Genomic DNA, 14,450 nt, shown 5'->3' with positions numbered 1-14,450 from the left:
TTGCAGATTCAAAACAGCTGCATGGGCTTCGCTATTGCAGGTTGAGGGGAAAACGGAATGTGAGCGAACAAGTTCTCCTCACAGCCGCATGCCAGAATATGAAGAAGATTGCCACATACCTAGCCAAACGGAGCTAGGTATGCGGGAGCTCTTTTTCTGTTTTTGAAATCAGCTGAATATCCAAAAAAACAGCGTAAAACAAAAAAAGCTTGTAGAAAAACATCGTTTTCTCTACAAGCTGAGCCATACTCTGTATGGCTTTTTTAAACGTTTTTAAACATGACAAAAGCCCAAATCTGTTTTGGGCTTTTGTCAGTAATTATAGACTCCTATTTATGAGTCTTTGATTCCATGGTTTCAAGTGTTGCAACCTGCAAAGATTCTTCAACAGTTTTTGTTTTTTCTTTTACTTTTTCTGCATACGTGTAATCACCGTAGCAATACGGATAGCGGAAATTGTTCACATTTCCCCCGCAAGTATACAGATCGGGATTTTTTTTGACTTGCTGCTCGGAGTATTGTTTTGCCAATTCCTCAGTATGCGTTCCTCCATGTTCAGCTACAAAATCAATGTAACCTGCCCCCATGTTGTAGCTTTGAATAATAGTATCCAAATCCACACCTTTTTCCTTACCGGTCTTGTACATGAGGGTAAATTGCTTGATGCCTTGTTTAACACTGAGTTGAGGGTCTGTTATCTCATTGCGTTTTAACCCCAGAGATTCAGAGGACTGCATGGGATCATTGCCTTTTCCTTTAGACTCCTGATACATCATGCCAAGTATCAGTGATGTATAATTAGAGAGCCCTTGGTTTTCAAGCTCGTCTTCCACCAGCGGTTTGTAATCGGTTAAACGTTCCAAAACAATCGTTTTCGTATCGATTGGAAGTTTTTTGATCAAATCCCGGTTGAAAAAAAGCAAGACCAGTAATAAAGAGGCGATGACAAAGACAAAAATCATCATAAAACCCGCAGCAGCGAAACAGCCTTTTCTCTTTTTCTTCACTGTGTTTCACCCTCAATATTTGGAGCAGTATGACCTTTTTATTATGACATAGAACGATATATCAGACCAAGTAAAAACCTGATTTGAAACATAAATTTAACTTATGAGATTGAATTGGAACACAAGCAGAGTGGTTTGCACTCAAGCGTATTTGTTATAAGATAAAACCATGAATAAAGAAAGGTGATACAGATGACTGAATTTAGAGAAACGGACCGGATGGCTGCTGATCTGGATGAGGAAACCTTGTTTCTAGTCGCGCAAACATTCAAAGCGCTTTCTGACCCTACCAGAATCAGAATTCTCCATTTATTATCCCAGGGTGAACATGCAGTAAACGGAATTGCAGAAAAGCTGAATTTATTGCAATCCACAGTTTCCCACCAGCTTAGATTCTTAAAAAATCTCCGGCTTGTCAAATCGCGCAGAGAAGGAACATCCATTTATTACTCACCGGAGGATGAACACGTATTAGATGTTCTTCAGCAAATGATCCACCATACACAACATGATTAAAGAAGACATCCTTGCTTAATCCCAGTTAGCGGGCAAGGATGTCTTTTTCTTTACTGTGTCCGTTCTGATCGAGTTCGTTTCTGCTGAGCTTGATGACAAAAGAAGAAAAACCGATATAATAAACCGCTATCAGAAAAAAGACGCCAATTGTCAGAGGATCCGTTCCAATTGACTGACTGTAAGATCCAAGGCTGTTTAGATCTGACGAGGTAAGATAAAGCTCTGTCACACGATACAGAAATCTTGATAGAAACAAGGTTAAGAGAATCACTTCTACCCAAATATGAGTCCGAAAATAAATTTTTCCTCTGCGTTTTTCAAAGGAGATGTTTTTCTTTGCGAAAACGACAAGGAGCCATCCGCCAACTATGCCGAAAATGAGATATCCATATAAAAAAGGGTGAATGACGCTGAAGATTGAAAGACCACAAGCAAACAGCGAGAAAAGAATCATACGTGTGAACAGCCAGCGAGGCTTCAGCGGCTGATATCCGATGGACCTTTTAATTTTTTTATACAAAAAAAAGATGATAATCATGGCAGGATAAACGCTTTGAAGTGTAAGATGCATGATGTGAAATCCCCTCCGTTGAGAAGTGTATGCTTATCCGTTTCGAAATAGTAGCTAAAATCAATACTGGACACAAAAAAGAAGGGGAAACCCCTATTTTCATAACATATGCAAAATGTATTTGGACCGCATAATAGATATACCCAAGATTTATAAAAATGTTAAATAAAAGAAGAAAAGGTGCAGAGAATGAAACTGGAACGTTTGTTAGCGATGGTTGTGTTATTAATCAGCAAAAAACAAGTGCAGGCAGCTGAACTTGCTGAGCTGTTTGAAGTGTCCGTCAGAACAATTTACCGTGATATTGAGACGATTAATAGAGCTGGTATTCCAATTGTGACCTCACAGGGCTCCGGGGGCGGAATTGCGATTATGGAGACGTATCGGCTTGAGAGAGAGTGGTTGAAAGAGGATGAGCTGTTTGCGATCGTTTCCGCTTTGCAGAGTGTCTCATCTATGTATGAACCTGTTTCTCACAGCACAGCATATCAAAAAATCAAGCACCTCATACCGGAGCAGTCTGCTGAAGCATTTAAGCACCAAACTGAAAAATGGTTTATTGATATGACGGCTTGGGGCCAGACTGAGGATCAAAAGGCGCTTCGTGAGAAAATTAGTGCCGCCATCGATCGATTGTCAACAATATCATTTACATATACTAATGCAAGCGGGGAAACACTTCAGCGTGAAACGGAACCTTACACATTGGTTTGCAAGGCGGGGCACTGGTATTTATATGCCTATTGTCTGGTTAGAAATGATTTTCGCTTCTTTAAACTTAACCGAATGAAAGATCTGACCATATTACATCAATCCTTTATCAGAAAAGAAGTCCAGCTGGAGACTTTGCCGTGGGATAAGCAATGGTACCAAAAGGACCGTTTAACCGAACTGGTCATTCTTGTTCAGCCGTCTGCACGTCAGCGCATATTTGAATGGTTCGGAAATGAAGTTTTTCATTACGATGAAGATGAAAACTGCCGGGCAGTGATTTCTCTTCCTGAAGATCGATGGCTGATCGGTTTTTTGCTGCAGTTCGGAAAGGATATTGAGGTTCTGCAACCTCTTCATATCCGGGATAAAGTAAAAGATATCATTCGTCAAATGCAAAAAGTATATGGAACCTGACACACTGCTGTCAGGTTTCTTTTTTTATAATCTAGATAAAAGGGAGGGATTGTATGAGTTTTTCACATATGACACACTTAGAGCAGAAATGGTTTGCCGGACTGTCACAGCGGACAAACAACGCATTGGAAATGACGGAAGAAAGGCGGATCCCGGCACTGTGGGACCAATTCTGGAAGCGGGAGATGAGCGTACTTTTCTCACAGGCAAAAGATCAGAGCATTATTGCCTTATATTCCAATTACGAACAGGAGACGAAAGGGTTTTACACGTTTTCAGTCGGAACGTTTCAGGAGGACAGCAGGATTCTATCGGAACCATATGAAAACATTGAGCTACCGGCTTCCGCTTATGCCGTTTTTACTTCCAAAATCGGCCCTATTGAAGAGATTGTGTATGAAACGTGGAAGGAAATTTGGACTTGGGATAAGCGTCATCTGCGTACATTTACAGGTGACTTTGAAATGTATGATCAAAGTGCAGCAGTACCTCAGAGGGCACAAGTTAACATATATGTTGCCATAAAACATTCATAAACTCATGAAAAGCTAATGGTGTTAGTTAATAATAAAACTAACACCATTAGTTTTTGTTAGAGGGGAAAAATAAATGAGAATTACCCAGTATCAAACAGTTTGGCAGCTGACTTACTTTCCAGCTTTGTTTCCGGTCAATTGCTATTTAGTAGAGGAAGAAAACGAAGTCACCCTTGTTGATGCCGCACTTCCAGGCAGCTATAAAGGAATTATTCAAGCTGTAAACCAGTTGGGAATGCCGCTTCATCATATTTTACTGACCCATGCACATGGAGATCATGTCGGATCACTGGATGCATTGACACAAGCATTTCCTCACGCAAAGGTGATGATCTCAGAACGGGATTCTTTCCTGCTGAAAGGTGATACATCCTTGCGTCATGATGAGCCGCAGACTCCGATAAAAGGAGGTATTCCGAAACACGTGCAAACAAAGCCACACCATCTGTTGACGGGCGGTGAAACAATTGGTCCGTTGCTTGCCATTTCTACACCGGGCCATACACCGGGTAGCATGTCATTTCTTGAAACAAGAAACGGCACTATCATTGCAGGAGATGCGTTTCAGTTGCACGGTGGAATCGCTGTATCAGGTCAGATAAAATGGGTGTTTCCTTTTCCGGCATTTGCCACATGGAATAAGGAGGAGGCCATCAAAAGTGCACAATTGCTCGCCGATAAGGCGCCTTCCTGTCTCGCTGTTGGACATGGGAATTTTCTGAGAGTACCATCAGAGAGGCTGAGAAGGCGATCCAAAAAGCAAAGAAAGGACGATGAGCATGTCACCGAGAATAGGATTGAGCCCAAAAATGATTGTAGACGCCGCAGCGGAGATTGCCGATCAGGAAGGCTTGAATGGTGTCACGCTTGCCGCACTGTCTAAAAAAATGAATGTACGCTCTCCATCGCTATATAATCATATCAACGGGCTGCAAGCGATCAGAACAGAGCTTGCTGTCAGCGGACTGACAAAGCTCTATGATCAAATGGCTGACGCCGTGACGGTACAAAAGGGAGATTCCGCTTTGCTTTCTTTAGCTCAGGCATATGTTGATTTTGCAGTTGAAAATCCCGGATATTATGAAGCGGCTTTGCTCAAGATTCAGGACAAGAGAGCGGAAATCGTGTCAGACCAAATTGTCCGGCTTGTCGCGAACCTGCTCATTGAAAACGGCTATGCAAGCGAAAAGACTGCCATTCATGCGACTAGGGGGCTTAGAAGCCTGCTGCATGGCTTTACGGCTTTAATGGCAAAAGAAACATTTGAACGTGAAGAGGATATTTTAGAAAGTCTATCATTTTCAATTCGGACATTTTTGGCCGGCTTATCAATAAACAACAAAAATATTATGTAAACTAATTAATAGATGTCTTATATTTCTGAATATTGTATAATGTAAGGGGTATACTTAGGCTATGGCGGAATCAGTAGCATCGTGTTGCCAAGGAGCATAGATGGAAAGGGGCAGGAACTCAAGTGATCAGGATATTGACTGAATGGGCAATCAATTAACGGAGCGAGGCACATCTACTTGTAAGTGCTGAAGAAAACCTAGCGGCAGTTTCTTTATATGAAAAAAATAGGATTTACACCTATATCGGAACACCATTACCGGATTAAAAGATGACCATAGGAAGGAGCTTGCTTGATGGACTCGCTTCAAGAGATCATTTGCGAAAAACGGACATACACACGCCTTTATCATTCACATCAGCACGGGTACAGCCAATTTCTTTTTCCGCTTGAAGGAAGTATAGATCTTGAGACAGAGGGGCGCCAGGTGAAATTAAAGCCGGATCATTTTTTATATATTCCGCCGGAGTGCGAGCATCGTTTCCGTTCAATCGGCAGAAATGAATGTCTTGTACTGGATGTTCCGCTTCATGCAATGAAAATCGATGAATATCATGCAGGATCGGGAATTGAAGCTGCGCTTGATCCTTTCTGGTCTTCAATCAGGTACTTACTGACGGAGGAAGCAAAGGCCGGCACAGCGAACTCGCTGCATATGCTGGTTCAATACATAAAAGAAAAGCTGCAATCCCATACCTACGCCTCAATTGCTTATATCCACAGCCATTTATCTGAGCGGCTGACGATTAAGAAGCTGGCTGAAATCGAGCATTACCACCCAGCTTACTATTCAAACTGGTTCAAAAAGCAGACGGGGAAGTCTCCGCAGCACTATATTGCCAACCTTCGACTCGAGGAAGCGAAACGAATGCTGATAGAGAAAAGTGAAACCCTTACCGTCGTAAGCGAGGCACTGGGTTTTCAAAATCTGTCTTCATTTACAAGATGGTTCACGAAAAGTACAGGCATGTCGCCCCGGTTATATCGAAACACCTTATATTTGGATAAATAATGAGGGTTCTTTGGTTAAACGAACCTGTGATATCTCTTTTATAATAGGAGAAAAAGGAGTTATTGATATGGCAGTCATTGAGGATTTTGAGAAATTGGATATCAGAACAGGTACTATAGTAAAAGCAGAAGAATTTGCTGAAGCAAGAGTCCCGGCGATGAAGCTTGTGATTGATTTTGGAGCAGAAATTGGCATGAAACAATCGAGCGCGCAAATCACGAAGCGTTACCAGCCCGAAGATCTTATCAACAAGCAAATCATAGCAGTCGTCAACTTTCCGCCGCGCCGGATCGCGGGCTTTAAATCAGAAGTGCTGGTTCTCGGCGGCATTCCCGGCCAGGGCGATGTCGTCCTATTGCAGCCGGATCAGCCCGTCCCAAACGGCACAACAATCGGATAACATAAAAAAGACGTTTGCCTTAGGCAAACGTCTTTGCGTATTGAGGCGATGCACCACACGCCACATTCGTGTGCGCCGCAAAGGGCATGTACATCGGCTTACACAATTCAGCTCATCGCTATATGAATATAGCATGGCGGGTGAAGGAATGCAAGGGTTACTTTGTTGTTGTGATTGAATTTGTACATCTGATTATGATTTGGCTATATGAACAAGATGAAAGCGGATCTAAGATAAACGATTAACTTCAAAAGCAGTGCGTATTCCAGATTCAATCGCGCCTTGCATCCACGCATGAGTAAGTGAGACATGTTCTCCAGCGAAATGAACTCTTCCTTCAGGGGCAGGGATATAAGGATACAGCTCTAATTCTTGTCCTGGTTCGAAAGCTGTAAAGGCCCCAGCCGAATAAGGATTCTGACTCCAGCTAAAAGAGGCGGCAGACACAAATTCTGACCATACAACATCGCCATATATTTCAGATAAATTCAATAAAGTATACTGAATACGCTCTCTTTCTGAAAGACTATCCCACATCAGTGCCTCGTCTGCCCATGTATAACTCGCCAGGACAACAGCATGTCCATTTGCTCCAATATCAGTGCTTGGATAATAAGAGAATCGAATCGGAAGATCAGTAATAGATTTGCCGCCGCGCTGCCCGGCTTTTTCCCAAAATCGGCTTTTAAACTCTATGCCGATTTTTGTTGCGCTCATATAGTTGACTTCGCGAATTGCCCTACGTTTATAGTAGGAAAAAGAATGGTATGGTTCGACTTTCACAAATCGCAATGATGAAAAAGGAATGGTTACAATAGCGAGATCAGCTGTGAATGTTACATGTTCTCCTGTTTGTTGATGCTGACAATGGATCGTAACGCTGTTTTCATTTTGAGAAATTTTCATCATTTTTTGGTGGTATAGAATATTTGTTTTTAATTGAGGAAGAAACGCATAAGGAAGCCGATCCATGCCACCTGTTATCTCATAGAAGTGAGATGGTGATAAAAAAAAGACGGATTCCCGTAACGCTTCAACAAGGGACATACCCATATACGCTTCCATATCCAGAAGTATACCAATCATATCAATCGCGCCATATGAAAAGAAAGTGTTTAAGTAAGAGCTTAACGAATAATTCTTGTATTGTTTTTCAATAATCCGCCAATTTCTTGCAGGATCTTGATTAATAAAATGCAATATAGGCTGTAATACAGTAAGCATCAGCTCTTCAGCGGTTTTTCCTTGTTCGTTTGGTGCAACGGGGTATCTTAGTAATCCAGGATTTCGTTCAAAAAGATGGAGACGTGTCTTGATTCCATTCGTGTAAATGATGTCCATTGGGGTTCTATTGATAAATACATTTGTTGGCAGACTGAATTTTTTTATATATTCTAAGGTTAACAAATGGGTATTCGGTATGCGCATCGAACCAACATTGAAATACAACCCATCACTAAAGGGAGATCTCAACGTGCAGACACGGCCGCCTGCTCTGCCACTTGCTTCAAGAATCGTTACTCTATGACCGGCATTTTTTAGTAAAGATGCTGATACAAGCCCGGCCAATCCAGCACCCACAACAATAATATGCTTTGGATGATGTGATGCGTTAAGTCCGTTTCTAATGATCTTTATCATATCTTCATTCATTAGTGAATTCACTTTTGGGGGGCACCTCTTTTTTGAATTTATTGCATTATATTCAGTGAAAAGGGCAGCTATCCCGATCTATTCACTTCTATTGGAATTTGTATTGATTTTCGTGAAAAGAACAATATTGAGGTGAACTTTGTTACTGTAAGCGGTTTGAAAAGTCTCCTAGATGAAAAAGGAGCCATTAAATTGTTTTGTTCTGAAGGGTATATCATGGAGGTCCTTGTTACAATTTCACAGGACAAAGCAACTCCGAATGCGAATGGCATTCAAAGCTTTGAAGCTAAACATCAGCTTACCCTTCCAGATAATTATCAGAAGTTTATTACACTACATAACGGTGCATTGCTGATGGGGAGAATATAGGTGGAGGACTTTATTTAGTCTTGAAGAGATTGAAGAAGAATTAAAATATGAGGATTTGTTTGAAGGCATCAATGGCATCCCAATTGGCCACTTATTAGAAGGGTGCCATTTGATGATCGACAAAGATAAATTGGATAAAGGGGATCTCAACTATCTCATTATTTTTCAAATGGGTGAGTATACACCATTAAATGTAAAATTTGAGATATTTCCAGATCGGTATATACAATCCAATGGGGCAACTTTTTGATGGCGTTACTATACTGCAGAAAATTATTATAGAACAAGATAGTAATATGTATAAGGCAGTCAACTTGGCTGTCGTTTTCTGTTATGCAAATAGATTATTGTGGTAAAATTTACATAGAGTAAGTATGAAAGGAGAATGATATGAAGGTATTTGAAGCTGATTCATTACTCTCTGAAGCAGATAAAAGAACCAAAGAGTATAAGGAATTAAGGTCACAAATGGTGAAGCTTAAAAATGCATTTAAAGGCGTAGCTGACCTGGATGACAGTGAGTTTTCCGGCAAGGGCGCTAACAATATCAAAGCGTTTTATCATGACCATGTCGGCGTTACAGACCAATGGATTGATCTTATCGATATGAAAATTGCTTTCTTAAGCAGCGTTTCTGCAAAACTTGAAGACGCCAAGATGACCGATGCTTACATAGAAGAATCTTTTCTAGAACATGAGCTGGCGAACGCTTATACAAAATCAAAATCCATTATGTCTGAACAAAAGAAAGCGATGAAAGATATCTTAAACGACATTAATGACATCCTTCCCCTTGAAATATTTTCAACAGAGGACTTCAAAGACAAGCTTTCTTCTGCAGATGACAAACGTGAGAAGACTGTCGATAAATTGAACAAGCTTGATGACGATTTAAAAACAGAATACGTTGAAACAGAGCCTAACGAACAATTTATTCAGCAAGATTTTAAAAAGCTGCAGGAATCTACAGGGAAAGGGAAAAACGCCTCTCCGATTCACTATAATGCCAAAGCGTATAGAGAAAGTGACATACATAAGAAAGAAGGCGATATTGAGAAGCATTCTGAATCTTATTTAAGCGTGAAAAAAGAAGAAGCAAAAGAACGAGAAATCAAAGAATTAAAGAAAAAACTTAATGACGGTGTTTCTGACCCTGATGAATATTTAGAGATTGCTAAAAAAGTAGGCTACGAGAATCTTGAGCCAGCTCAAGTTCAGCTAGCAGTGCAAATTGAACAAGCGAAGCAGCTAGAGGGAGCCGGAGAAATCACCTGGGATATCGTAAAAGGTGTAGGAGTAGGTATATATGATGTTGGAAAAGACACTGTAACCGGCATTTGGGACTTCATCACCGATCCAGGAGAAACACTCTCAGCACTGGGGAATGCAGTTATTCACCCAGTGAAAACATATAATGCCATTTCAGCAGCAATAGAAGAGTCATATCAAAAAGATATGGTGAATGGAGATTCCTATTCTAGATCAAGATGGGTTACCTATGCTGTTGGTTCAGTGGCTGTAGCTGTTTTTGGAACCAAAGGTGCAGGAGCCATTAACAAAGCAGATGCAGCGGGCAAGGTCATAAACAAGGCAGGGCAAGCAGGGAAGAAAATGAAGGACGTTAAGATTCCAGATTTACTACCTTACAATCCTAAGTATAAGCTTGCTCTAGCTGATAACGTACCATACAATGTGGTTGATAGCCAAAATCTTAAGAATGAACTTTTGACTAATGCGAAGAAAATACCAGATGGAACAAGAAAACCGTTTACTGGCCAAAAGATAAGTCCCCCATGGCTAAATAAGGAAAAGTATGAAGCGTATGAAATAAAGGGGAAGGTAAAGGCGAAGGGGAAAGTTAAAGATGTAAGTCGAAGAGTGTATACTATGAAAGATATAGATATTAATCAAAAAACAGAATTCGGCGTTACAAATCTTCAGCTAATGAAAAACGGGAACGCCCCTTATGCAAAAGATGGCACACAGATTAATCTACATCACTTGATTCAAGAAGAACCTGGCCCAATGCTTGAAATCCCGAACAGTTTACATACAAAATATAGTGATGTCATTCATAAGCTTAAGTCTGATGGTGAAAGTTTTAGAAATGATAAGGTTTTAAAAGCGCAATACGAGAGCTTTAGAAAGAGATATTGGAAGTGGAGAGCGAAACAATTTGAGAATGGAAATTGAGGTGTTTAAATGATTTATTCGAAGGTTGAAAACTTTATTAATGAAAATAAACAAAATGCTATATTTACAGATGGCGCAAGTCATGAAAACATTGAACGCATTGAAGAAATCCTCCAATGCGTTCTTCCCAATAGCTATAAATGGTTTTTAGAAAAATACGGTGCTGGTGGTTTATTCGGTGTTTTAGTTTTAGGTTACAACTTTGATCATGCATCAGTAGTAAATAGAACTAAGGAATATAGAGAACACTACGGCCTTCCTGATGGACTTGTGGTTATTGAAGATGTTGATTACTTTGCTTACTGTCTAGATACGAATAAAATGAAGGACGGAGAATGCCCAGTAGTTGAATGGGATAGGGTAATTGGTTATCAAGATACTGTTGCAGAAAGCTTTATTGAATTTTTTTATAATAAGATTCAAGAAGCGAAAGATGACTGGGAAGAGGATGAAGACTGGGACGACTAAAACTGAAAAGAAGGTCTTTACTCATTTTTCCATACATATGAAGGGGTAAATAAAGTGAGCTTCTATTATATCAAACAAAAGTTGAAAGAGTTTTCAATTGATACAAAAACAGATCCCAGCATCAATAAAAATGAACAACTCAAAGAAATTGAAATGAACATAGGAAAACAATTACCTTCTGATTATAAGAACTTTTTGAAGGAATATGGCGGCTGTTATCTAGAAAGTAAAAATACAACAGATGAAATTGAGTATGACGTTTGCTATAAACCTTTAGAGAAAGATCCTTGGATGGGCAAGGACGATGATACACAATTGTTAGAAGGTTTTTGTGGTTTAGCGAACGGTCATAACAGTTTTCAGAAAGCAATCGATACATATTCAGATCGCTTTCCTAGAAATATTATTCCTATCGCAAGCTCCGCAGGCGGGAATGAAATATGCATGGATATCGATAATGAAAAGATTTTGTTTTGGGACCATGAATTAAGTCATCCAAATAAAAGATTTTTTCCTGATTGCCAATTCGTTTGAGGAGTTTATCTTAAGTTTAGTTGATGAACCAATTGAAACTGATGAAGAACATGATGGGATTCTGTATATTGAATTAGATGATGCTTACTAAACAGTTAAGAAAAGATGTTGCAAAGATAATGTTTTAAGTAGCGGTAGTTTAGAATGTAACCGGGATAAAAGGGGGCAGTTTTATGTCGGTAAATTTATTAGAAGATATTAGCAAATAAGAACCAAAAAAGAAGCAAAGTATGGAGAAGAACCAAACTCCTCTGCTACAGAAAAAGAAATTAATAAATTTGAAGCGGCGGTTGTAGGCAAGTTTCCTATAAATGAGATACCTACAGGGTATAAGGAATTCCTTCAAAGTGTAAACGGATTAAATTTCAATGGTTTAGTGATTTACGGAATCGACGATGATTTAATGGAAGAAGAAAATGATGAAGAAGTTTATGGTTTTATTGAAACAAATGAACAAGGGCATGAAAATGATGAGCAGAAAAAATATCTATTTTTTGGTGACTCAGATACAGCTTGGTATTGTTTAGATGTAATTGAGAATGAATACTTAGAGCTTGATAAACCCTCTGGAACGCTGATGAACAAATTTAATGATTTTAACGCCATGCTAGCTGATGCATTGAAAGTTAGTTTAGACAACTAAACAAAAGTATTGCAATTGTATGAGATCTTGCAGAGATAAGCATCTCCAATACTATAAAATAATGGTTTTAACCATAAAGCAATAGTATTGCAAATACCATTTCTATATGGTTATAATTTGGGTAATGATACAATTATATAATTATTTTTGCATTTTGATTTATGTAAATGCATAAAATAAAAGAAGACCTGGGGTGCGCTAACACCCACAGGCCACTATTTGCACAAAAAGCTGACCGTCAAAGGGCTGCTCGGTGTTGTTCTAGGTAGACCTAACCCTTCAGGACTCCAGTCTCAAGGGAGGTCTATTTTTTATTTATATACGTCAACAGGGCGATTATAAACGATCCGAATGCAAGCATTAGCATTAATGCCTGAAATGTTGACATAGCATCACCCCCCTTTCATTAGGGGATGAGCAAGACTCCCTTGAGTGAGCAAACTTAATGTACAGGAAGTATTATATTTTACATAAATGCCCTTGTGTCGTTAAAAATTCTCAATAAATTGACAATACGAAAAGAACTTGCATATTGCAGGTTCTTTTTTTATTTCAAATATTAAACAATTTCATTCAGTTGACGATATTTAACATGTAAACTTGTTCCAAGGAGGATTTAGGAAATGAAAGAGAGAATTACATATGTACTGCTTGCTCTTCTAGCAGTAGTAGCTTTGGCTTTCACTGATTCATCAAAAGCCAAAGCAGCAGAAGCAACACCTCTTTATTATCTGCAAATTACAGGGATAACATCAGATGGAAACGACTTTGCTTGGGATTACATTAACTTTAACCAAACCAAAGCTCCAAGTGTTTTAAAAGGTGATAAACTTCACGTTAGAGCTCGTTTTATGGGGTATACAAAGTTAACAGTTATCACGGGTAAAGATGGGAGAAATCTGTTATATGATGGTACAGCTAGGATGTATAAATCTGATGCCATTCTTGGTCAGAATAAGGTGGTTATAGGCTGGGATAAATATTTTGAGATTCCAATGGACGCACTTCAAGATAACTCTATACAGATTAAAGCATTAAGCTCAGGCACCACTTTTGTTTACAGCCAAAAAATTGATTTTGAAAGAGAGTGAACCAGGTGATTAGCACTTCTAATTATGATGTAACTAAAGATCCAAAGTTCTTAGCATTTTGCAGTTTGGCTACAGAAGGATACGGGGGGAATAACTCAGCTCCTAGTAGATCAATTGGTTTTAGTGAATTCTGTGAAAAACTTGAGAAAAATGAAGTAGTTAAACCCGAGAACAAAAAAAGCACTCTTGATCTAAATAAGTCTCTAGATTATTGGAAATCAAGATTTACTGCAGGAGGTAGCCTTTCTGTAATGGATTCGCAAGTACTAAATATTATTAAAAAAGCTTACAACTTAGGCATGGTTAACAAAAATAATATGCTGTTGCGAAACGAAGCAATTAATGCTTATAAAAATTCAATCTAAGTTGCTAAAACCCCTTATCCATAAACGGAAAGGGGTTTTATTGAAAAGGCCTATCATCTAAGGTTAATCTAAAATGAAAAAGCCTTGTACTTTTGTTGTTTCTTTAGGTAAATTGAATTCATTAAGTTTTTTTTAGTACAGAAATCCCCATATAACCCCCAATACCTTTTTTGTTTTCCTCTTGCGAAATCACATAAAGTTTTTGATCTTTAAATTTTGCATTCATATGGAAATTTCAAATCAATTTTTTCAAAAGAAAAATCTTTATTAATCTCAAGTACCTGCGTTACTATATTTGTATCAGATTTGTTTAAATATGTAATGTGAAATATTTTTCGATAGATATTTACAGATGCTACTTGATGCTCTTTAATAGCTTTTCTCGGGTAAAAATGTGAGAAGTATTTCTGTATGTTATCAAATATTGAGGTTGATGTTAATTAGCAGTTGAGTTTATTTAAAGCAGATAATGAAAAGAGCAAATACGGGTCAAAAGCGATTCTGAGATCAGTTTCTTACACAGCGCAGGTACAGCGCTTTAAAGAGTTGGGCTTACTGGTGGACATAAGTCATAAAATAAAAGCCCACTCAAAATGTTTTGAGTAGTGCT

16 protein-coding genes and 5 pseudogenes are annotated in these 14,450 nt (G+C 38.9%); 17 read left to right on the top strand and 4 right to left on the bottom strand.

The features are described 5' to 3' along the window. The coding region (locus tag Q3W56_RS02115) for a transposase (RefSeq protein ID WP_302894325.1) at positions 1-137 on the top strand (137 nt) is incomplete at its 5' end. 192 nt (positions 138-329) lie between these two features. Here the strand turns inward: Q3W56_RS02115 and Q3W56_RS02110 are convergent. Next, positions 330-1,007, bottom strand: coding sequence for a lysozyme family protein (locus tag Q3W56_RS02110; protein ID WP_019714624.1), 678 nt, complete (start codon positions 1,005-1,007; stop codon positions 330-332). 192 nt (positions 1,008-1,199) lie between these two features. On the opposite strand from Q3W56_RS02110, the gene czrA reads away from it, so the two are divergent. Then, complete coding sequence (gene czrA, locus Q3W56_RS02105; protein ID WP_302894318.1) at positions 1,200-1,523, top strand: Zn(II)-responsive metalloregulatory transcriptional repressor CzrA; 324 nt, start codon at positions 1,200-1,202, stop codon at positions 1,521-1,523. A gap of 25 nt (positions 1,524-1,548) precedes the next feature. Here czrA and csk22 read toward each other — a convergent pair whose 3' ends face one another. After that, positions 1,549-2,094 carry a mother cell-specific sporulation protein Csk22 gene (csk22, locus tag Q3W56_RS02100; protein WP_302894317.1) on the bottom strand — a complete coding sequence of 182 codons (546 nt, stop codon included), beginning with the start codon at positions 2,092-2,094 and terminating at the stop codon, positions 1,549-1,551. 189 nt (positions 2,095-2,283) lie between these two features. On the opposite strand from csk22, the gene Q3W56_RS02095 reads away from it, so the two are divergent. The 7 genes and pseudogenes from Q3W56_RS02095 (at position 2,284) to csaA (ending at position 6,524) form a co-directional block, all read left to right on the top strand. Continuing rightward, positions 2,284-3,222, top strand: a complete 939-nt coding sequence (locus Q3W56_RS02095; RefSeq protein ID WP_302894316.1) for a helix-turn-helix transcriptional regulator — start codon at positions 2,284-2,286, stop codon at positions 3,220-3,222. A gap of 53 nt (positions 3,223-3,275) precedes the next feature. Continuing rightward, positions 3,276-3,758 (top strand): GyrI-like domain-containing protein, encoded by a 483-nt coding sequence (locus Q3W56_RS02090; RefSeq protein ID WP_302894315.1) that lies wholly within the window; start codon positions 3,276-3,278, stop codon positions 3,756-3,758. A 73-nt stretch (positions 3,759-3,831) separates the two neighbouring features. Further along, positions 3,832-4,535 (top strand): annotated as a pseudogene (locus Q3W56_RS02085) (MBL fold metallo-hydrolase). 2 nt (positions 4,536-4,537) lie between these two features. Then, a complete protein-coding gene (locus tag Q3W56_RS02080; protein WP_268401389.1) occupies positions 4,538-5,113 on the top strand; it encodes a TetR/AcrR family transcriptional regulator in 576 nt (191 codons plus the stop codon). A 57-nt stretch (positions 5,114-5,170) separates the two neighbouring features. Further along, a pseudogene (locus tag Q3W56_RS02075) lies at positions 5,171-5,386 on the top strand (GNAT family N-acetyltransferase); the annotation flags it as partial. Between the two features lie 21 nt (positions 5,387-5,407). Continuing rightward, positions 5,408-6,124, top strand: a complete 717-nt coding sequence (locus Q3W56_RS02070; RefSeq protein WP_268401388.1) for an AraC family transcriptional regulator — start codon at positions 5,408-5,410, stop codon at positions 6,122-6,124. Positions 6,125-6,191: 67 nt separating this feature from the next. Then, on the top strand, positions 6,192-6,524 hold the full coding sequence (gene csaA, locus Q3W56_RS02065; RefSeq protein WP_019714619.1) for a chaperone CsaA: 333 nt from the start codon (positions 6,192-6,194) through the stop codon (positions 6,522-6,524). Between the two features lie 228 nt (positions 6,525-6,752). On the opposite strand, the gene Q3W56_RS02060 is transcribed toward csaA, so the two are convergent. Continuing rightward, the gene (locus tag Q3W56_RS02060; protein WP_302894314.1) at positions 6,753-8,189 is read right to left on the bottom strand and encodes a flavin monoamine oxidase family protein; all 1,437 of its coding nucleotides are present in this window, start codon (positions 8,187-8,189) and stop codon (positions 6,753-6,755) included. A gap of 204 nt (positions 8,190-8,393) precedes the next feature. Between Q3W56_RS02060 and Q3W56_RS02055 the strand changes: the two are divergent. The 5 genes and pseudogenes from Q3W56_RS02055 to Q3W56_RS02035 all read left to right on the top strand — a co-directional run bounded on the left by Q3W56_RS02055 (position 8,394) and on the right by Q3W56_RS02035 (position 12,384). Beyond that, positions 8,394-8,796: pseudogene (locus Q3W56_RS02055) on the top strand (SMI1/KNR4 family protein). Positions 8,797-8,936: 140 nt separating this feature from the next. After that, complete coding sequence (gene yobL / locus Q3W56_RS02050) at positions 8,937-10,739, top strand: LXG family T7SS effector ribonuclease toxin YobL (RefSeq protein ID WP_302894313.1); 1,803 nt, start codon at positions 8,937-8,939, stop codon at positions 10,737-10,739. 9 nt (positions 10,740-10,748) lie between these two features. Continuing rightward, positions 10,749-11,207 (top strand): type VII secretion system immunity protein YobK, encoded by a 459-nt coding sequence (yobK, locus tag Q3W56_RS02045; protein WP_268277482.1) that lies wholly within the window; start codon positions 10,749-10,751, stop codon positions 11,205-11,207. A gap of 54 nt (positions 11,208-11,261) precedes the next feature. Continuing rightward, positions 11,262-11,832: pseudogene (locus Q3W56_RS02040) on the top strand (SMI1/KNR4 family protein). Between the two features lie 114 nt (positions 11,833-11,946). After that, positions 11,947-12,384 carry a YrhA family protein gene (locus tag Q3W56_RS02035; RefSeq protein ID WP_483298516.1) on the top strand — a complete coding sequence of 146 codons (438 nt, stop codon included), beginning with the start codon at positions 11,947-11,949 and terminating at the stop codon, positions 12,382-12,384. 304 nt (positions 12,385-12,688) lie between these two features. Here Q3W56_RS02035 and Q3W56_RS02030 read toward each other — a convergent pair whose 3' ends face one another. Continuing rightward, complete coding sequence (locus tag Q3W56_RS02030) at positions 12,689-12,772, bottom strand: putative holin-like toxin (protein ID WP_082786706.1); 84 nt, start codon at positions 12,770-12,772, stop codon at positions 12,689-12,691. Positions 12,773-13,007: 235 nt separating this feature from the next. Here Q3W56_RS02030 and Q3W56_RS02025 point away from each other — a divergent pair, with 235 nt between their 5' ends. The 3 genes and pseudogenes from Q3W56_RS02025 to Q3W56_RS02015 form a co-directional block, all read left to right on the top strand. Then, a complete protein-coding gene (locus tag Q3W56_RS02025; protein ID WP_302894312.1) occupies positions 13,008-13,475 on the top strand; it encodes a DUF4879 domain-containing protein in 468 nt (155 codons plus the stop codon). Between the two features lie 5 nt (positions 13,476-13,480). After that, on the top strand, positions 13,481-13,840 hold the full coding sequence (locus Q3W56_RS02020) for a hypothetical protein (RefSeq protein ID WP_019714609.1): 360 nt from the start codon (positions 13,481-13,483) through the stop codon (positions 13,838-13,840). Positions 13,841-14,175: 335 nt separating this feature from the next. Continuing rightward, positions 14,176-14,382 (top strand): annotated as a pseudogene (locus Q3W56_RS02015) (UV damage repair protein UvrX); the annotation flags it as partial. Positions 14,383-14,450: the final 68 nt, after the last annotated feature.

The sequence above is a fragment of the Bacillus sp. C28GYM-DRY-1 genome, assembly GCF_030519405.1.
Taxonomy (GTDB): Bacteria; Bacillota; Bacilli; order Bacillales; family Bacillaceae; genus Bacillus; species Bacillus spizizenii_A.
Note: the sequence above shows the minus strand (reverse complement) of the source record. Positions and strands in the feature narration are given on the sequence as shown.